This window comes from Halomonas shantousis (assembly GCF_054654615.1).
The window spans coordinates 1,455,282-1,471,967 of record NZ_BAAIER010000002.1 but is presented as its reverse complement, the minus strand read 5'-3'; the positions used below and the strand labels follow the sequence as shown (position 1 = coordinate 1,471,967).

General features: G+C 60.7%; 21 protein-coding genes and 1 tRNA gene. 7 read left to right on the top strand and 15 right to left on the bottom strand.

The genetic code is table 11. The features are described from left to right. Nucleotides 1-2: 2 nt before the first annotated feature. The 3 genes from ACYQ12_RS07280 to ACYQ12_RS07270 all read right to left on the bottom strand — a co-directional run bounded on the left by ACYQ12_RS07280 (nt 3) and on the right by ACYQ12_RS07270 (nt 1,716). Nucleotides 3-410, bottom strand: a complete 408-nt coding sequence (locus ACYQ12_RS07280) for a YbaN family protein (protein WP_459869563.1) — start codon at nt 408-410, stop codon at nt 3-5. A gap of 265 nt (nt 411-675) precedes the next feature. Beyond that, complete coding sequence (locus ACYQ12_RS07275; RefSeq protein ID WP_459869561.1) at nt 676-1,161, bottom strand: YajQ family cyclic di-GMP-binding protein; 486 nt, start codon at nt 1,159-1,161, stop codon at nt 676-678. Nucleotides 1,162-1,236: 75 nt separating this feature from the next. Continuing rightward, nucleotides 1,237-1,716 carry a GNAT family N-acetyltransferase gene (locus tag ACYQ12_RS07270; protein ID WP_459869558.1) on the bottom strand — a complete coding sequence of 160 codons (480 nt, stop codon included), beginning with the start codon at nt 1,714-1,716 and terminating at the stop codon, nt 1,237-1,239. A 183-nt stretch (nt 1,717-1,899) separates the two neighbouring features. Here ACYQ12_RS07270 and ACYQ12_RS07265 point away from each other — a divergent pair, with 183 nt between their 5' ends. Further along, nucleotides 1,900-3,387, top strand: a complete 1,488-nt coding sequence (locus ACYQ12_RS07265; protein WP_459869556.1) for a RimK family ATP-grasp domain-containing protein — start codon at nt 1,900-1,902, stop codon at nt 3,385-3,387. A gap of 81 nt (nt 3,388-3,468) precedes the next feature. On the opposite strand, the gene ACYQ12_RS07260 is transcribed toward ACYQ12_RS07265, so the two are convergent. The 6 genes from ACYQ12_RS07260 to ACYQ12_RS07235 all read right to left on the bottom strand — a co-directional run bounded on the left by ACYQ12_RS07260 (nt 3,469) and on the right by ACYQ12_RS07235 (nt 8,674). After that, complete coding sequence (locus tag ACYQ12_RS07260; RefSeq protein WP_459869553.1) at nt 3,469-4,338, bottom strand: glycine betaine ABC transporter substrate-binding protein; 870 nt, start codon at nt 4,336-4,338, stop codon at nt 3,469-3,471. 84 nt (nt 4,339-4,422) lie between these two features. Continuing rightward, nucleotides 4,423-5,223 carry a DUF2797 domain-containing protein gene (locus ACYQ12_RS07255; RefSeq protein WP_459874479.1) on the bottom strand — a complete coding sequence of 267 codons (801 nt, stop codon included), beginning with the start codon at nt 5,221-5,223 and terminating at the stop codon, nt 4,423-4,425. Between the two features lie 65 nt (nt 5,224-5,288). After that, nucleotides 5,289-5,549: a YeaC family protein gene (locus ACYQ12_RS07250; RefSeq protein ID WP_459869550.1), complete on the bottom strand. Its 261-nt coding sequence runs from the start codon at nt 5,547-5,549 to the stop codon at nt 5,289-5,291. A gap of 106 nt (nt 5,550-5,655) precedes the next feature. After that, nucleotides 5,656-6,498, bottom strand: a complete 843-nt coding sequence (locus ACYQ12_RS07245) for a rhomboid family intramembrane serine protease (protein WP_459869547.1) — start codon at nt 6,496-6,498, stop codon at nt 5,656-5,658. A 282-nt stretch (nt 6,499-6,780) separates the two neighbouring features. Further along, a complete protein-coding gene (locus tag ACYQ12_RS07240; RefSeq protein ID WP_459869544.1) occupies nt 6,781-7,782 on the bottom strand; it encodes a metallophosphoesterase in 1,002 nt (333 codons plus the stop codon). 10 nt (nt 7,783-7,792) lie between these two features. After that, nucleotides 7,793-8,674: an NAD(+) kinase gene (locus tag ACYQ12_RS07235; protein WP_459869541.1), complete on the bottom strand. Its 882-nt coding sequence runs from the start codon at nt 8,672-8,674 to the stop codon at nt 7,793-7,795. A gap of 154 nt (nt 8,675-8,828) precedes the next feature. On the opposite strand from ACYQ12_RS07235, the gene ACYQ12_RS07230 reads away from it, so the two are divergent. Further along, the gene (locus ACYQ12_RS07230; RefSeq protein ID WP_459869539.1) at nt 8,829-9,806 is read left to right on the top strand and encodes a DUF1853 family protein; all 978 of its coding nucleotides are present in this window, start codon (nt 8,829-8,831) and stop codon (nt 9,804-9,806) included. Nucleotides 9,807-9,879: 73 nt separating this feature from the next. On the opposite strand, the gene ACYQ12_RS07225 is transcribed toward ACYQ12_RS07230, so the two are convergent. Next, nucleotides 9,880-10,755, bottom strand: coding sequence for a carboxylate/amino acid/amine transporter (locus ACYQ12_RS07225; RefSeq protein WP_459869536.1), 876 nt, complete (start codon nt 10,753-10,755; stop codon nt 9,880-9,882). Between the two features lie 25 nt (nt 10,756-10,780). Here ACYQ12_RS07225 and ACYQ12_RS07220 point away from each other — a divergent pair, with 25 nt between their 5' ends. After that, complete coding sequence (locus ACYQ12_RS07220) at nt 10,781-11,257, top strand: DUF6314 family protein (RefSeq protein ID WP_459869533.1); 477 nt, start codon at nt 10,781-10,783, stop codon at nt 11,255-11,257. Between the two features lie 73 nt (nt 11,258-11,330). Here the strand turns inward: ACYQ12_RS07220 and ACYQ12_RS07215 are convergent, their stop codons facing one another. Continuing rightward, nucleotides 11,331-11,489, bottom strand: coding sequence for a YqaE/Pmp3 family membrane protein (locus tag ACYQ12_RS07215; RefSeq protein ID WP_459869530.1), 159 nt, complete (start codon nt 11,487-11,489; stop codon nt 11,331-11,333). Between the two features lie 132 nt (nt 11,490-11,621). Further along, the gene (locus ACYQ12_RS07210) at nt 11,622-11,900 is read right to left on the bottom strand and encodes a hypothetical protein (RefSeq protein ID WP_459869527.1); all 279 of its coding nucleotides are present in this window, start codon (nt 11,898-11,900) and stop codon (nt 11,622-11,624) included. Between the two features lie 215 nt (nt 11,901-12,115). Here ACYQ12_RS07210 and ACYQ12_RS07205 point away from each other — a divergent pair, with 215 nt between their 5' ends. From ACYQ12_RS07205 to ACYQ12_RS07190, 4 genes are all read left to right on the top strand, one after another. Next, complete coding sequence (locus ACYQ12_RS07205; protein WP_459869524.1) at nt 12,116-12,865, top strand: glutathione peroxidase; 750 nt, start codon at nt 12,116-12,118, stop codon at nt 12,863-12,865. Between the two features lie 259 nt (nt 12,866-13,124). Next, nucleotides 13,125-13,538 carry a CBS domain-containing protein gene (locus ACYQ12_RS07200; RefSeq protein WP_459874478.1) on the top strand — a complete coding sequence of 138 codons (414 nt, stop codon included), beginning with the start codon at nt 13,125-13,127 and terminating at the stop codon, nt 13,536-13,538. A 253-nt stretch (nt 13,539-13,791) separates the two neighbouring features. Next, nucleotides 13,792-13,867: transfer RNA gene (locus ACYQ12_RS07195), tRNA-Gly, on the top strand. A gap of 339 nt (nt 13,868-14,206) precedes the next feature. Further along, nucleotides 14,207-14,554, top strand: a complete 348-nt coding sequence (locus ACYQ12_RS07190) for a hypothetical protein (RefSeq protein WP_459869522.1) — start codon at nt 14,207-14,209, stop codon at nt 14,552-14,554. 103 nt (nt 14,555-14,657) lie between these two features. Here the strand turns inward: ACYQ12_RS07190 and ACYQ12_RS07185 are convergent, their stop codons facing one another. From ACYQ12_RS07185 to ACYQ12_RS07175, 3 genes are all read right to left on the bottom strand, one after another. Further along, the gene (locus ACYQ12_RS07185; protein WP_459869520.1) at nt 14,658-15,299 is read right to left on the bottom strand and encodes a thiopurine S-methyltransferase; all 642 of its coding nucleotides are present in this window, start codon (nt 15,297-15,299) and stop codon (nt 14,658-14,660) included. A gap of 26 nt (nt 15,300-15,325) precedes the next feature. Next, nucleotides 15,326-15,967 carry a TIGR04211 family SH3 domain-containing protein gene (locus ACYQ12_RS07180; protein WP_459869518.1) on the bottom strand — a complete coding sequence of 214 codons (642 nt, stop codon included), beginning with the start codon at nt 15,965-15,967 and terminating at the stop codon, nt 15,326-15,328. 295 nt (nt 15,968-16,262) lie between these two features. Next, on the bottom strand, nt 16,263-16,592 hold the full coding sequence (locus tag ACYQ12_RS07175; protein ID WP_459869516.1) for a DUF1820 family protein: 330 nt from the start codon (nt 16,590-16,592) through the stop codon (nt 16,263-16,265). Nucleotides 16,593-16,686 lie beyond the last annotated feature (94 nt).

The following is a 16,686-nucleotide window of genomic DNA, read 5'->3' as shown; positions in this document are numbered from 1 at the left end:
CCTCACCGACGGGAGGACGACCGCGAAAGCGGCGACTGGGTTGCACCGGGCTCGGGACGCGTGACGATCCAGGCCGTCAACAGAGCCAGCGAAACGATCAAAGCCACCCGCAGCAATAACGACTCGATGACGAAGGCCAGCAACAGCATGGACGCCCCCAGCATGACGGCAGCAAGCGTCTTGGCGTGGCGGGGAATGGCACGCTCGCATTCCCATGCCTGAATGGAGGGGCCGAAGCGGGGATGCTGACGGATCCACATGGCAAAGCGAGGAGATCCCTTGGAAGCCAGCCACACGGCCAGCAGCATGAAACAGGTAGTAGGCATGACGGGAAGAAACAGCCCCACCACACCGAGGGTAAAGCTCAGGGCCGCCAGAGTGACGAAGATGGCATTTCGCAACTGGAACATGCAATCGGCTCCCTCGGGTTCATGAAGGCGCCACCGAATCCACGGACGGGACGCCTGGCATGGCAAGGATCCGGTGGCACACAGGTATTCAAGCGCAGCGGGCGGCGGTTGGGAAATGATCCGTCCCTATTCCATGACAAGACAAAGACTATCATGCCCGGCCAGTGCCTGTTCCCTAGTGTAGCTACACGCCACGACATGAACACAGCGATTCAGCAATATCAACGGAACCATACTCCCGCCGAGTCCCGGCCAGCGGGCGGCATCAGTCGCGGAAGTTGTTGAACTGCAATGGCATGTCGATGGACTCGTCGCCTTTCAGCAGCGCAATGGCCTGTTGTAGGTCGTCGCGCTTCTTGCCGGTGACCCGCACCTTGTCGCCCTGGATCTGCGCCTGCACCTTGAGCTTGGCGTCCTTGAGCGTCTTGACGATCTTCTTGGCCAGCGTCTGCTCGATGCCCTGACGCAGCAGGACCTGCTGGCGCGCCCGCACACCGCCGGTCTCGGCGTCCTTTTCTTCCAGGCAGGCCACGTCGATGCCGCGGGCAATCAGCCGCCCCTTGAGAATGTCGATCATCTGCCGCAACTGGAAGTCGGCATCGGCCTCCATCTGCACGCTATCCCCCTCCTCGCTGAAGCTGGCGGTGACACCGCGAAAATCGAAGCGGGTAGCCAGTTCGCGATTGGCCTGATCCACGGCGTTGGTGATTTCGTGCTTATCGAGTTCCGAGACGATATCGAAAGACGGCATGGGACAGCTCCAGAATGGCAATCGAGAGCGCTATGCTAGCCCAAGCACGCCGACCATGCATCTTCGCTGACTGGTCTATCCCGCGTCACGCAGGGCCGGTGCGGACTCCAGACGCTTCTCCATCTGCCAGGCAGCGCAACCATCGGCATAATAATCATCCAGCCAGCGCAGCGGCAGATACCCCATGCGCCGATAAAGCCCCATCGCCACCCGGTTGTCGGCACGCACCTCGAGCTGGATGCGCTGGGCTCCCCGGGCCAGCGCCTCGCTTTCGAGCGATTCGAGCAACGCCCGGCCCAGGCCGCCGCCGCGCGCCTCGGGATGGACACAGAAGGAATACAGGCGCGCCATATGGCTATTGCGGCGAAACAGCAGGGTGCCATAGCCAAGCAGGTGACCGCTCTCGTCCACTGCCAGCAGATTGAAGGCCTTGGCCCGTGTCAGCAGATGCGCCAGCTGACGACGGCTGAAGCGGTCGCCGTCGAAGCTCTCATCTTCGAGCCGGCACAGGGCGTCGAGGTCGGCGGCATTGGCGGGGCGAAGCGTACGGGACATGATGAGGCTCTCGGGAAACCATAGATTTGCGCGCGATTTTGGGTTTCTTCGGCAGCGTTGTCATCGACGCGCCACATGAAATTATTTCACGCTGTGACCCTATTGTTCACAGCCGTTGCCACCTTCATTCTAGATGCCTTTCCGGCCTGTTTCGGGCCCTTTGATGACAGGAAAAATTCGCCCATGTCACGTCTGCGCATTGTCGTCGACCGTCCGTCCGACTGGCGCCCGTACTACCCTTCCGATGACCTGATTTCCGCCGCCGAATACCTGGCTCTGGAAAATGCCGCAGACAATGGTGATACGACACATATCATCAACCTCTGCGGCGCGCTCGATTATCTTGAAACGGGTTACTACGTATCACTTTTGGCCCAGGCCCGCAGCCAGCGGGTGCTGCCCACGGTAGAAACGCTCAATCAGTTGTCGCGCAAGGCCTTGGTGGATCTGCAGCTCGAGTCTCTCGAACCGTTGATGAGCGAACTGGAGAAGCGTGGCGTCCTGCCCGGCGACAGCCTGACCCTGCGCATCCTGTTCGGCGAGTGCAACCATGAAGGCCTGGGCAAATTGGCGCGGCGCCTGTTCGAACGCCTGCCCTGCCCCTTGCTGGAAGCACGCTTCTCCAAACGCCACGGCGTATGGCGTCTGTCCCGGCTCAAACCCTTGGGGCTCACCGCGCTGCACCCGTCCGAGGAGGACCTGTTCGCAGCGGCGCTCAACCGTCATTCGCGCAAGGTCTGGCGCACGCCCAAGGCGCGCAAGCGTTATCGCTTCGATCTGGCCATTCTGGTCGACCCCAAGGAGGCCCTGCCCCCGAGCAACAGGAGCGCCCTGAAGCATTTCATCCGTGCCGGGCGGACAATGGGGATCGATGTCTCACTGATCACCAAGCGTGACGAAGGACGGCTGGCCGAGTTCGATGCCCTGTTCATCCGTGAGACGACCCGGCTGGATCATCACACCTATCGCATGGCCAAGCGGGCTGAACACGAAGGTTTGGTGGTCATCGACGATCCACGCTCGATCCTGCGCTGCACCAACAAGATCTTTCTGCACGCCCTGCTGCATGCCAAGGGCATTCCGGCACCGGGCGGTCAGTTGCTCTATCGCGACGATCTCAAGCGCCTTGCAGAGAAGGCGGCCGATTTGAACTACCCGCTGGTCCTCAAGGTACCCGACGGTGCCTTCTCCAAGGGGGTGGTCAAGATCAATTCCGTCGAACAGTTGCAGCAGGAGGCGCAGCGTCTGTTCGAGTCTTCGGCACTGCTGCTGCTGCAGGAGTGGCTGCCTACCGATTTCGATTGGCGTATTGGAGTGCTGGACGGGCAGGTGCTGTTTGCCAGCCGCTACTACATGGCGCGTGGCCACTGGCAGATCTACGATCATTCCAGCGGCAAGACCCGCAGCGGCGGGTTTACCACTCACGATCCCTCCGAGGTTCCCAAGGCAGTGGTCAAGGCCGCCCTCAAGGCCACCCGGCTGATCGGCGATGGGCTTTACGGCGTGGACCTCAAGCAGATCGGTGAACGCGTGGTGGTCATCGAGGTCAACGACAACCCCAACCTGGATGCCGGCGTCGAGGACGTGGTACTCGGGCCGCGCCTGTACTCGAAGGTGATGGAGGTCTTCCTGGAGCGCATGGAGGATCGCCGCCGCCACTCGCCGGGCTGATGGCGCGATAGATCGACAGGCGGGCCTGCGAGAACGAGAAACCCCGGTGCGATACCGGGGTTTCTCGTCAGCGACCGACGTTTACTTCGCGGCGTCACCGGCCGCCAGCCAGTCATCGATCAGCGCCCGATGTTCGTCGATCCAGGCCTGCGCGCCCTCCTCGGGGTCACCTGCCGTCTCGATGGAAGCCATCAGGCTGCCCAGCGAGTCGTCATCCATCTGCCAGGCGTTCAATACCGCAGTCAGCCAGGGATCGTCCTCACTGAATCCCTGCCGGGAAAACCAGTGGATGGCTTCGTTGTCGCCATAGAGATTCTGCGGATCCTCGAGATACTTGAGATCGTATTCGGCAAAAGCCCAGTGAGGACTCCACAGCGTCACGACGATCGGCTCCTGGCGCTTGTAGGCATCGTCCAGGGCCGCCATCATCGCCGCTTCGGAGCTGCTGATCTGCTGCATGTCCAGTCCGTACGCCTCGATAGCCTCATCGGTGAGTCCGGAAATCGATGAGCCGGGATCGATGCCGACAATGGTCGGTTGTCCCTGGTACTGGAATTCGTCGCCATGCTCGGCCAGTTCGGGGATCGTATCGATCGAGACATAGTCGGGCACCACCAGCCCCATCCCGGCTCCGTCATACCAGGCATCGTGTACCGCGATGCGCTCGCCGTAGGGCTCCAGAAACGCCGCGTCGGTCGTGGGCAGCCAGGTTTCCAGCGACACATCGAAATCACCATTGGCCACTCCGCTGAACAACGGGCTCTTGCCTACATTGGACAGCTTGACCCGATAGTCGGCCTCGTCCTCGAGAATCAGCTTCCACATGTTGGCGACGGCAATGTTCTCGGCCCAGCTCAACGTGCCGATCGCCAGCGTCTTCTCCTGCGCCTGGGTGGCGGCACTGGCCGTGGCGATCCCCAGCGTCAACAGCAGACAGGGCAGCTTGCGCATCGTGAAGTCCTTATCGTTATGGTCGGTCGCCTCAACATAGCATGGCGCTGTCGCTCAGGCAGCGAATCATGCGCCCCCAACGGATCACGACGCCAACGTGACGTCGTAACCGGTGAACTTGCGCAAGTTGATGACGCCGGTATCGAGAATCAGGTATTGCCCCTTGAGTCCCATCAGGATGCCCGAGACATCGGCAACCTTGTCGAAGTTGTGGGAGACGATCTTTTCTGGCGCCTCGAGTACCGGATAATCGAAGGTCACCGGCTCGGCATCCAGCGTCCGCAGCGCATCGCTCCCGAAGCGCTCACGCAGGCTGACCAAACCGCCGGCCAGACGCGCCATTAGCCGCTCGCGTGCCTCGCGCAGATCCAGCGGGGCGACATCGCCCTTGAGCATGGCTCGCCAGTTGGTGCGATCGGCGACCTCTTCCTTGAACAGCATCTCGACCAACCCCGACTGCTGACGGGTATCGACTTCGAGGATCGGCAACGCCTGAATCGCCCCCTGATCCAGCCAGCGCGTGGGCAGTTGCGTCATGCGGGTGATGCCGACCTTGAGGCCCGAGGAATTGGCAAGGTACACCACATGCGGCTGAAAACAGTGACGCTCCCCCCAGGCCGGATCCCGGCAGGTACCGGCGAAGAAATGGCAGGTTTCGGGTTTGACGATGCAGGTGTCGCACTGTGCCAGTTGCTTGAAGCAGGGGTAGCAATGCCCCTGGCCGAAGCTCTTTTTCGTCCTGCGTCCACAATGGGCGCAATGAATCGCCCCGGTGTGCGTCAGGCGCAGCGGCTGGCCCAGTCGCGCATTGAGATCCACTCGATGCTCGCCGACTCGTAGCACATAACGTACCGGGGCGTTCCCGCCAGCCGGCACGATGCCCATCTTGCTCAAGCTCCCGCGGATCTCCCCGCGCTGCTCCGCCCCCGGCGAAGCCGCCTGCGTCGCGATCAGTTCACCCACTTGATGGCATCTCCATCCTGGGGATTCTCGCTCTTGCAATTGACCGTTCCGATGTAGCCGACGCGCTGCTCCTCCGGCACCTTGTGCTCGGCCTCGTACTTGATGACCGCTTCCAGACAAAGCTCGGTCTGCTCAGGTGTCAACCGGCGTCCATCGGGCCACTTACGCAGTTGTACCGCCTGCTTGAGGCTCTCGTAGATGGCAGGCGTCATCTGGCTTACCATCCTGTCGAAGGTCATCTCACCCATGGGGCTCTCTCCACGTTCGTTTCGTACCGCTCATGTCCAGGCGGTATCTGTTACGTCCTTCACTACCACTTCGTTCATGGCTGCACTTCGCTCATGGCCGCGCAGGTCAGGCACGCCGGCGACTGGCGACCCAGCCCAGCGCCAGCCCCACCAACAGCCCTCCCAGATGGGCCTCGTTCGCCACGTTGCCGAAACCGACGACACCGGCAACATCGGTCATGGTGAAGACCATCCAGATCAGCATGAAGACTACCAGCATCTGCGGAACGAAGAAGCCGCTTTCGGGAAGGCGCCGCGACATCAGCCAGACATAGCCCAGCAAGGCATAATCGACTCCGGACATGCCGCCGAACAGCACCGTGCCGGTGGCGTACTGTGCCAGATTGGAAAGCAACGCGCCGAGGATCACCACCAGCAACAGACGTCCCTTGCCCTGCAGCGCCTCGATCTGCCTTCCGAAATACCACAGCCACAGCATATTGAAGATCAGATGCATCCAGCCGAAGTGCAGCAACGCCGGGCTCAGCAAGCGCCAGACTTCTCCGCCGCCCAGGGTATGGTGCATCAGATTGCCGATCCATAACTGATCCTCGGCAACGACGACCGGCACGATGGTCATTTTCAGTACTACCGCATCGCCGAAGGCGGCCAGCAGGCCAAAGACGACCAGGCATGCCGCGATCAACAGCGCCGTGAGCGGAGCCTGCATGAAGGCGCCGCGAACCACGCTCGGTGGGGCTCTCTTTTGCGCTGCGGCGGCAGGTAGCGGCTCGCCACGCTGCCAGCGCTCCAGCAGAGCGAGCATTTCATCGTGCTGGGCGGGATCGGCCAGCCAGACGATCTGCAGGTCGCCCTCCTCGGTGACGCGGTGACCAATGCGGTGTGCCCATAGCGCTTGGCGCAAGGCACGTGTATCCGACTCGCGAGGTAGCTGTAACGCCTTGTACATGCTGTTGTTCCTGGCTCGTGCCCGTTCTGGCCCTGGCCAACGCTCAGAACCACTTGTTGGGGCAAAATAGGGAATGCGGGAGACGGAATGCGGGACACAAAAAAAGAAGTCCGGCGGAGAGAGCCGCCGGACAATGAGCAAGGGATCATTCAAGGGAACACTTGCTATGACGCCAGCGACGCTCTCGAGTTCCACGCGATTCAAAAAAATTTAAAAAAATTTCTCCTGAATGTCTCCAGGCGTTGAGAAGGCCCGCCCGCCCGGCCGGCAGGCGCAACATTCTCAATCCACATCGATCTCCCACGGGCGCGGCTGCGACAGCTCGCTGCGCGGCACCCTGATCCACACGAAACGTTCGGCGCTCAACTGCCTTTCGCCATTCCAGCGATACGCCACCAGACGTCCATACTTGACCGCGCTGTAGTCCAGACAGGCAATGTTGGGCGCCGGCAGGGCAGGAATTCCTTCGCACCAGTAGTGGCCTACGAACAGAGGTGGCTCATCGGGACCATAGTAGGCCAGCCGGGCCTTTTCCTCATCGCTGAGCACGCGATCTTCCAGGCTTCCCGGCAGATTGTCGGGCTGGAAGATCACGTCACCATAGGTCTGGGGCGTACGGGTCCAGAAGTGGGTCCGAAAGGTCTGTCGGGTGAAGCCATCGCCCGACTGAATCGCCAGGCCTTCAGGCAGGCGCAGGTGCACGCCCCGGGTCAAACGATCCAGCACCCGGTAGGCGAACGTGCCCTGGTGCACCGACTCGAGAAGGAACGCCTGGTCCATGCGCCCATCCGGAAAACGCGCCAGAAACGCCTCGACCAGCGGCGCGTCCCAACAGGCATGGACCACGCGCAGACCGTCACGCTCCAGACACAGCGGGATGTCCATGAACCAGTCGAGATACTTCTCCCATTCATCGGGATGTTCGCGAAACTGCTCCAGCGTCTCGCGGATGACGCGATTGTGACGCGGCGTGTGGTCGCGCAGCCACTCCTGTCCCGATCCCGGCGGCCCCTGCCGGCAATAGGTCAGCGCATTGTATTCATGGTTGCCCATCACGATGAAGGCCTCGCCGGAGTCGACCATGCGCCAGGCGATCGACAGCGCCAGACGAATACGCGGCCCACGATCGATGAGATCGCCCAGGAAGATGACCTTGCGCCTGGGATGGCGGTAGACCCCACCATGCTGATGGTAGCCCAGCTTCTCCAACAGGGCCGCGAGCGTACTGCCGCAGCCGTGCACGTCCCCGATGAGGTCGTAACCTTCGAGAGAGTTCGTGATCATGTCTATCCTCTCACTCGCCCAGTCGGCTGCTCCAGCCGAGCTTGGTACGACAGGTTTCGAAGTAGCTGTGACCTCGTGGATGGATCAGCTTCAAGCGATGCGGCTTACGGCGCACGTAGAGGACGTCTCCCGGCTTGGAGACGACCTGGGTCTGCCCATCGCAACTGACATGAGGATAAGCCTGGTTGGTCTCGCCGATGTGAATCTTGATCTCGCTGGCCGCATCGACCACGATCGGGCGGCTCGACAGCGTATGCGGGAACATCGGCACCAGGGTGATGGCCTCGAGCCGGGGATGCACGATGGGGCCGCCACCGGAAAGCGCATAGGCCGTGGAGCCGGTCGGAGTGGCGATGATCAGCCCGTCGGAACGCTGGCTGTAGACGAACTGCTCCTCGATGAACAGCTCGAACTCGATCATGCGCGCGGCCTTGCCGGGATGAATGACGACATCGTTGAGGCCGTCCGCCGTACCGACCAGTCGTCCGTCCCGATAGACCTCGGCGTCCAGCAGAAAGCGCTCCTCGCTATCGTACTCTCCATTGAGTACCTCACCGACCTTCATCTCCACGTCGTCCGGCAGAATGTCGGTGAGAAACCCCAACCGGCCGCGATTGACGCCCAGCACCGGTGTGCCGGTACGACACAGGGCGCGGGCAGCGCCCAGCAGGCTGCCGTCCCCTCCCACCACGATGACCAGATCGCAGATCTCCCCCAGCATGCGCCGGCTGGCCTCCTGCTGGCCATGATTGAGCAGCACGGTGGCCGTGCGCTCCTCAAGGATCACATTCAGCCCGCGATCATTGAGGAAGCGGATCAGCCGCTTAAGGGTATCCACTACCCTGGCGCTGCCGAGCCGACCAATCAGACCGATGTTCCTGAACTGCTCCATGAATGTCCTCCGGCGTCGCGGCCTGCCATTATGCGGGCTGCGCGGAACACGGGCAAACCTCGCCTGGCGGCGCGCCGGCCGATCGTTGCATCCCGCCCGAGCATTGCTCAGACTCCCAGAATCCTGATCCGTGGCCCGCCGAATGTCCGATATCATGCGTATGTCCGCCCGCCCGGCGGCCCTGACTGCCGATCTCGAACGCCTCTTCCATCCTCAGGTGCGTGATCTGGCCTGGCTGCTGCACGCCCCCGACCTGCTGGCCACGGTGTATCCGGGCCGGCCGCCGCTCGAGGAACTGGGGCTGGCAGACCCGGACCGGCGCATGCGCTGGCTACAGGCTCTCCAGCAAGCCCCACAGGAGCTCGAACACTACGTGAGTGCCAGCCTGCGCGGGCGCTTGGGTCTTTATCATGAACGATTGTGGCAGTTTCTGCTGACCCAGGCTCCCGACACGCAATTACTGGCCCATAATGTCGCGATACGCGAGGCGGGCCGCACGCTCGGGGAGCTCGACCTGCTCTACAGCACCGCCGACACCGCCATGGTGCATCTCGAGGTGGCGCTGAAATTCTACCTGGGGCTGCCCGAAGGACCGGGAGGCCCGACGCACCCGGCCCGCTGGATAGGGCCGGGAGGCGTCGATTCACTCGCCATCAAAACGCAACGCACCCTCAGCCACCAGCTGCCGCTTGCCAAGTGGCCGCAGGCCGCTGCCATCCTCGCTTCACTCGAGGCGCCGGGCCTGCCCAGAAGTGCTCCGCCACTGCGCCAACGGCTCGCCATGCCCGGCGTGCTGTTTCAGCGCTGGGGCCAACCGCTGCCTGCCCCTGAAGCCGCCGCCTGCGACGCCCTGCAAGGGCTCTGGCTTCCTCTGGAGCAGTGGCCGACTCTGCGCGCGGCCCTGGCGGAATTCCGCCAGGGCGCGCTGCTGGGCAAGCCCCACTGGCTGGCCCCGCCACGGCGCGAGCAGTTGCTTGACAGTCAGGCACTGGATGCCGGTCTCGCCCGGCACTTCGCTCGCTGGCACGCGCCATGTCAGCTGGTTCTATACTCTCCTCCCGATCACTGGCTGCGGCTCTTTGTGGTCGGCCCCTCCTGGCCGGAGAGCCTGCCTCTGCCACCTCGCCCCTAGTTGGCAGCCGACTCGGAGCAGGCGGAGGTCGTCTCCGCAGCGGCAGAAAACCTCCGCCAGGGTGCGACAATCCTTAGGCCCTTGCACGACTCTGCTCGCGACGCCGAGCCCACCACTCGTTGAGCAACAGCGATATGAGGATGATGCTTCCGCCGATCCCCAGTCGCGTCAGTTCGGCCTCGCGGTTCCAGATCAACAGGTTGACCAACAGGCCCGCGGGAATCAGGGCATTGTTCATGATTGCCAGCGCCCCGGCGTCGACACGGCAGGCGCCCTTATTCCAGAGAAAGTAACCCAGGCCGGAGGCGACCAGCCCCAACCAGCCGAGAATGCCCCATTGTACGGGGCGGGTCGGGAGGCGTGTCGCATCCCCGAACAACAGAAAGGCGATTAACGCCAGGCATAGCGCCCCCAGGAAGAACCAACCGAAGATCTGATGCTGAGGAATCTCGAGACGCGCCCGCGCAACCAGCTGACGATAGGCCACCTGACCCAGCGCAAAACACATGTTGGCGCCCTGAACGACCAGAAATCCCCACCAGTAGCCGCTATCGACGCCCTGGTAGCGGATCACCGCGGCTCCCAGCACGGCAATTGCCGCCGTGAGCAGATAGAATGGCGAGAAGCGACCCTCCATCAAGTCATTGATCAGGGTGATATAGAGCGGCGTGAAGATGGTGAACAGCAGCACCTCGGGCACACTCAGCAACAAGAACGACTGATAGAAGAAGATGTACATCAGTCCGAGCTGTATGGCTCCGATTCCCATCAGTTGCAGCATCATCCTGGCGCTCACCGCGCGCAGGCGCAGAAACGGCAGAAAGATGGCGGTCGCCAGGGCGATCCGGGTCAGTACGGCGAAATAACTGTCCACCTGACCGGACAGATAGACGCCGATAAGACTGAAGGAAAAAGCCCAGAGTAGTGTGACGCCAACCAGATAACCCATCAGTAAACCTCAAACGGTAATAAAGTTGACTGCCATTATACGCCTTGCACAATGTCTGCCCAGTATTCGAACCCTGCAGTTTCAATCCCGCTCGGGGACCGGCTCCCGGTGCGCCTGGTCCGGAGAAGGCATCGGTGATGTCGAAGTGGAACAGACCGATAACGTGATCCGCTTCCACGAAAGCGGCCAGTTTCATGTCACCTCCGCGCCGCCAGGCAAGGCGCCTGGCGGCATCCCCTTTCGCAATGTCTACCGCTGGGAAATGCAGGAAGAGCGGATCGGCCTCTATCACGAGCGACGCGGACCGGCCCATGCCGTATGGCTTTTCGATCTGGTGGCGGATCCGCTAGGCGAAGGCTTGTGCAGTGAACACGCCCACCTCTGCGCAGCCGATGAATATTCGGCCCGGATTGACTTCACCGAAGACGGGTTTCGACTCGAGTGGCGGATCCAGGGCCCGCGCAAGAACGAGACCCTGTTCTATCGCTACACTCGAGCATGATGTCTACGGCTGGACACGACAAGCCCCATCCCGGTCACCGGAATGGGGCTGAAAGCAAGCAAAGGTGAAGATATTAGCGCGTGGCGATGACCCACACCGCATGAATGATGCCGGGAATGTAGCCCAGCAGGGTCAGCACGATGTTGATCCAGAATTGCAGACCTAAGCCCACCTGCAGAAACACCCCTACGGGCGGAAGCAGGATGGCGAGAATGATGCGAACGATATCCATGTCAGAATCTCCTTTCTTTCCTTAAATCCATCCAGGCATGTGCCTGGGCGCGATAATCACTGGTTGCTTCTTCCTTTCGGCCGGGCATCGGCGGCTTATCCGTTCACTCGGCTCACTGGCATGAGACGAAGATCACTTCTCTCGCGAGTGATCACCATCATCATCCGTGCCTTGGCGACTCTTGTGACCATGCGCCTGAGAATCGATTTTTTGCGGCAGCTCACGTGCCCCGGTCGCCAGAGCGTCATGATGACGCTCCCAGTCCTCCCAGTCATGCGGCGTACCGCTACGCGGACGCTTCGAAGCCGATTCCAGGGCTCTGGCCCAAGCCTGCTCTTCCAGTGTCAACGGCTTGTCCTCTTCCCTTTCAGGATCAAGCCCCTTTCTGGCCATGTACTCACGAGCATCCATAACATGCTTCCTCGTATTGGCGATGGCAGACGATCACTGTAGGAAAGCAGCCCTGTCACCGCATCAGTGTAGATAGGCTTATCGCTCTTTTCCTGCCGAGAAGGGGAATCGATTAATCATCAAAAATATTTATCAAGGCATTATATGCAATCGAATTCATCAACCAATCAGCTCTCGGCATACTGCTCCGCTTACTTTCAGGTATCCGGATCGTTATGAAATTGGAGAATCGCGAAGGGCAACAAGTTCCCCAGGCCACGTTCAAGATCCGCCGTGACGGACAACTGATCGACGTGACCAGCGAGGCGCTATTCAAGGGGCGCAACGTGGTGGTATTCGCTCTGCCGGGTGCCTACACCCCGACCTGCTCGTCCTCCCACCTGCCCCGTTACGACGAACTCGCCGACCGTTTCTATACCAGCGGGGTCGACGAGATCGTCTGCCTGTCCGTCAACGATCCCTTCGTCATGGAAGCCTGGGGGCAGGAGCAGGAAGCCGGGAACCTGACCCTGCTCTCCGACGGTAACGGCGAATTCACCGAAGCCATGGGCATGCTGGTCGACAAGTCCGATCTCGGCCTCGGCAAGCGCTCCTGGCGCTACTCCATGCTGGTGCGCAACGGCATCATCGAAAAGCAGTTCATCGAGCCGCAGCAATCCAGTGACCCGTTCGAGGTCTCGGACGCCGACACTCTGCTCGACTATCTCAATCCCGAAGCCGGACGTCCCAGTTTCGCCACCCTGCTCGCCAAGCCGGGCTGCCCCTACTGCACCCGCGCCAAGGAAATGCTCGATCGCGGCGATTACAGCGTCGAAGAGATCCTCATCGGTCAGCGCGACGTGACCAGCCGCACACTGCGAGCCATGACAGGACGCACCACCGTGCCGCAGGTGTGGATCGACGGGGAGTACATCGGCGGCTTCGACGATCTGGCACGTTACTTCGCGAAGCGGAGCGTCACCTGACACCGCTGGGTGTCGCGTCCAGCGATCCGCGGATGACCACCGCCAGCCTGAACTATGCTGAGGTCAAGAAGCGACACCCGCAATGCGCGACAGGCCGTTTATCGTCCCGATGGTCGAAGAGAAGCGACGTACGGCACTGCGCGAGATGCCAACGTGCAGTTGGCTCGGCAATTCGGAACGTTGCATGGAGCGCGGACCGGGATTGATCGTACGTCAGGAAGACGTCCGCCACGATCGTCCTTGGCAGGAGGAGATGACCATGACGACTCCCAAGGCACCGATCATCGTCGGCGAAATCATGTCTCGAGACTGCTATTGCGTGGCCGGCACCACTTCGGTCGCCACGCTGGTGGCCGGGCTAGCCCTGCATCGTCTGCCAGGTGCGCCGGTGGTCGACGAGCGCAACCATCTGATTGGCTTCATCTCCGAACAGGACGTGCTGGGCAAGCTGCTCGACAGCGCCTATCACTGCGGTCAGCCCGCGCTGGTGCGCGAACTGATGCGCCATGAGGTCCTGACAGTCACGCCCCGCAAGAGCATCGTCGATCTGGCTCAGGAAATGCTGGGCAACAAACCCAAGGTCTACCCGGTCGTCGAGAACGAACGCCTGATGGGTATCGTCACCCGCCACGACGTGCTGGGCGCGCTGGCCTCGATGCGCGGCCGATTCTGAGTCCGTCGGGACATAACGGGAACATAAAAAAACCGCCGCGCATGATGCGCGGCGGTCAAGATCGAGAACAGAAGCTCAAGACGGTCATCAGCGACTGCTGGATGGATGTCTCTTGTCTAGTCAGACCGCACAAATACGAAAAGTTCTCTTCTAATCAAAAATTTTTCATCTGCCTGCATGCATCCAGACGTTCAGATCGCTGCATTGACGGGCTTGCCTGCCTTTATCGGACTCATTATGATCATGACTTCGGGCGGGTATAGCTCAGTTGGTAGAGCATCAGCTTCCCAAGCTGAGGGTCGCGAGTTCGAATCTCGTTGCCCGCTCCACTCCTTCAATGCAATCCAGTGATTTGCGAAAGCTTTAGGTAACCGGTCGAAGCTGGTGGCTGTCAGCGTGACCAGATCGTACACAACCGATCTTATCCCCCAGACGAACCGCGCTCGGATTGACGTGCGCATAGATCTCCCTGCGATCCAGACAGACGTATGATTTCTCGCCTACCTTGGCGACGCATCGATCAGGCCGTCCATCCAAAAATAATTAAATTCAATCTAACAGATAGATCCAATTAATTTCTATAAAGCCCTGGCAGCTCTCATACTGTGCTCATAGTTAGTTTGCTAACAAATTCGGTAAACTGACAATGACACCGGGAGTGTTGAAAAATGAAAAGCCTGTTGCCTGCTCACGTTATCGCAGCCGTTTCCCTAGCCGTTCTCTTTCCTTTAGCAGCCAATGCCAGCGGTGCCTCTCCGGGAGAAACTCATGCTCATCAGACGCTGAATACGCAATATGAGCCCGGTGAGTCGGCTCATGGAGCCCACGATAGCAACGGTGCGAGCCATGCCATGGCGACTACGCAGCGACACGATCGTACGACAGGGTCTGCCGAAAGCGGCCAGCGTCAGCATGGTTCGGAAGAACGCGCTTTCGCATCGCGACACGAGACACAAGGCAATAACTTCACGAACACCCTTGATCCGCTCAAGCCCGGGTATCTCTGGTGGCAATGATCCCCTCTAGCATCAGCGTCACATAATATCCGGGCCATTCCGGCCTCCATGACCGGGACGGCCCGGACGAAGCGCCAGATCGCTTGGCCATGCAGCGCATCGCTCAAGTCTCCTGCAGCCCCCTGCGTCTCATCCGCCAGATGCTTTCGCGATATCCCTTGCTATCCGGGCTGCCCACTTCGAGACATTCGAGCTCGAAGTTGGGCAGGAACAGCTGTTGCACCTCCTCGGCATTCACCGAGTAGGGCGGCCCTTGGTCGGGACCACCTGAGTGCGTCAGACCAATCAGCAATCCGCACGCCCCCGGGGGCAACAACTGGGCGAGGTGAAAGGCATAACGGTGACGCGTGGCGGGCGGCAGGGCGATGAGTGCCGCCCGGTCATAGAAACCCGAGAGCTCCGTCGCCTGCGCAATATGCACATGAAAGAAGTCACCGCACCACAGCTCGACATACCCCTGGCGATAGCAGTCGAAATAGCCTTGACGGTAACGCGCCACATCCCCTTGGCCCTCGCTGAGGAACTGCTCGATAGCGATCCGGGACAACTCGATGCCGAGCACGGGATGGCCCTGTTCCGCCAGCCAGCGCATGTCGAGACTCTTTCCACACAAGGGCACCAATACCTTGCCCGCCCGGGTCACGCCCAGGCTCGCCCAGTACCGTTCTAGCGCCGGATGCGGCGCATCGAGATGAAATCCGGTACGCCCTTCGCGCCAACGCTCAAGCCATTGATCACCAGCCATGACGTTACCTCGCCCTCCAGACCGGCTCAGAACCAGCGATCACGCCGTTTGCGTCGACGTGGCAGATGGGGAACGATCAGGCCGAGAATCAGGCCTGCACCGGCCACGCCGCCGCCGTACATGAAATAGCGCATCAGCAGATCCTGCTCCTGAGTATCCAGACGCGCCTGCAGACGGCGGATCGTCTCCGCTGCCTGAGTGCTCTGCCGATCGAGTTCCACATTGCGCGACTCCAGCTCGGCAATACGCTCCTGGCGTACCTCCAGCGTATCGGTCATGGTGCTGACACGGCGCTCCCACTCGTCGTTGATGCCTTCGAGCTCGGCGCTCAATGTTTCCACCCGGGACTGCAGTTCCGGCAATCGCTCCTGTACGCTCTGCGTCTCCTGAAGATCGCGGGTCAGCACCCATACGGCTTCGCCATCCTCGCCGCGGACACGACTGTAATCGCCACTGCTTTCCAGCAGTGCGACCCTGTCACCACTGGTCAGCGTCCCCACGATCCGATACTCATCGGTCGGCCCGCTGCGCACGAACGTGGTTAGGTCGTCGGCTACCCAGCGAGTCGACTGCGCCTGAGCGCTGCTATTCAGGGCCAGGGCTCCAAGCGCCAGACCGATCATTACGTGTTTGATTCTTCGCATATCGTCGTGTTCTTCGAAACTCATGTTTGGCTCATGGAGCGTTGACGTCTTCGACGATGAGACAGCGGTGGACTTCCTGTCCACTCGCAACTCCCGCTTTCGTCATCCACACTTTCTGTGGATAAGTCTTGGGAAAAATATCCAATTGCACGGCGCATGCTACCGAAACATCTGCACCCCACACAGATTGGGCAAAATTTAACCAGCCGGCCCGTAATCGCCGACTACCGTGTAGCTTCAGCAACGAGGCAATAAAAACAATCTTTTAGCAACCGCACTGCCTGCTTCGGATACATTTCATCGACGTGTCGATCACGGTTCAGCCGTCATCGCGCGGGGGCCAGGACATGGGACGGGGAAACTCCGCGACCTTGCCCTCCATCTTGACCGCCTTGGGCGTTCCCTCACGCTCGACTTCATCGATACGCACGATGGCATTCAACGGAATATAGCTTCGATTCACGCCATCGAAGGTACGGCGCAGCTTCTCCACCGAGGGATCGACCACCACACGTGACGCCTTGTCGAAAACGAACGCCTCGACTTCGATGAATCCCCATAGGTCGCTCTGATAGATATCCCGGGCATAAAGCTCCCAGACCTCTCCCTGATTGTGAAACACTACCCGATAGATTGGCTTCGACGCCATGTTGCCCCGCTCTCTGAGACTTCAATTTGTCATGGAAAGTGTCGGTGTGCCGCGATCTTCGGATCGCGACCACTGCGTAGCCCGCAAGGATACC

Bases quoted from the DNA above. Each gene is read 5' to 3' on its own strand.
- ACYQ12_RS07255 (WP_459874479.1), bottom strand. From the start codon at position 5,223: ATGGGCATCGTGCCGGCTGGCGGGAACGCCCCGGTACGTTATGTGCTA.
- ACYQ12_RS07225 (WP_459869536.1), bottom strand. From the start codon at position 10,755: ATGGGTTATCTGGTTGGCGTCACACTACTCTGGGCTTTTTCCTTCAGT.
- ACYQ12_RS07180 (WP_459869518.1), bottom strand. From the start codon at position 15,967: ATGAGTTTCGAAGAACACGACGATATGCGAAGAATCAAACACGTAATG.
- ACYQ12_RS07245 (WP_459869547.1), bottom strand. From the start codon at position 6,498: ATGTACAAGGCGTTACAGCTACCTCGCGAGTCGGATACACGTGCCTTG.
- ACYQ12_RS07205 (WP_459869524.1), top strand. From the start codon at position 12,116: ATGAAATTGGAGAATCGCGAAGGGCAACAAGTTCCCCAGGCCACGTTC.
- ACYQ12_RS07175 (WP_459869516.1), bottom strand. From the start codon at position 16,592: ATGGCGTCGAAGCCAATCTATCGGGTAGTGTTTCACAATCAGGGAGAG.
- ACYQ12_RS07240 (WP_459869544.1), bottom strand. From the start codon at position 7,782: ATGATCACGAACTCTCTCGAAGGTTACGACCTCATCGGGGACGTGCAC.
- ACYQ12_RS07270 (WP_459869558.1), bottom strand. From the start codon at position 1,716: ATGTCCCGTACGCTTCGCCCCGCCAATGCCGCCGACCTCGACGCCCTG.
- ACYQ12_RS07265 (WP_459869556.1), top strand. From the start codon at position 1,900: ATGTCACGTCTGCGCATTGTCGTCGACCGTCCGTCCGACTGGCGCCCG.
- ACYQ12_RS07260 (WP_459869553.1), bottom strand. From the start codon at position 4,338: ATGCGCAAGCTGCCCTGTCTGCTGTTGACGCTGGGGATCGCCACGGCC.
- ACYQ12_RS07215 (WP_459869530.1), bottom strand. From the start codon at position 11,489: ATGGATATCGTTCGCATCATTCTCGCCATCCTGCTTCCGCCCGTAGGG.
- ACYQ12_RS07200 (WP_459874478.1), top strand. From the start codon at position 13,125: ATGACGACTCCCAAGGCACCGATCATCGTCGGCGAAATCATGTCTCGA.
- ACYQ12_RS07235 (WP_459869541.1), bottom strand. From the start codon at position 8,674: ATGGAGCAGTTCAGGAACATCGGTCTGATTGGTCGGCTCGGCAGCGCC.
- ACYQ12_RS07250 (WP_459869550.1), bottom strand. From the start codon at position 5,549: ATGGGTGAGATGACCTTCGACAGGATGGTAAGCCAGATGACGCCTGCC.
- ACYQ12_RS07230 (WP_459869539.1), top strand. From the start codon at position 8,829: ATGCGTATGTCCGCCCGCCCGGCGGCCCTGACTGCCGATCTCGAACGC.
- ACYQ12_RS07210 (WP_459869527.1), bottom strand. From the start codon at position 11,900: ATGGATGCTCGTGAGTACATGGCCAGAAAGGGGCTTGATCCTGAAAGG.
- ACYQ12_RS07190 (WP_459869522.1), top strand. From the start codon at position 14,207: ATGAAAAGCCTGTTGCCTGCTCACGTTATCGCAGCCGTTTCCCTAGCC.
- ACYQ12_RS07280 (WP_459869563.1), bottom strand. From the start codon at position 410: ATGTTCCAGTTGCGAAATGCCATCTTCGTCACTCTGGCGGCCCTGAGC.
- ACYQ12_RS07185 (WP_459869520.1), bottom strand. From the start codon at position 15,299: ATGGCTGGTGATCAATGGCTTGAGCGTTGGCGCGAAGGGCGTACCGGA.
- ACYQ12_RS07275 (WP_459869561.1), bottom strand. From the start codon at position 1,161: ATGCCGTCTTTCGATATCGTCTCGGAACTCGATAAGCACGAAATCACC.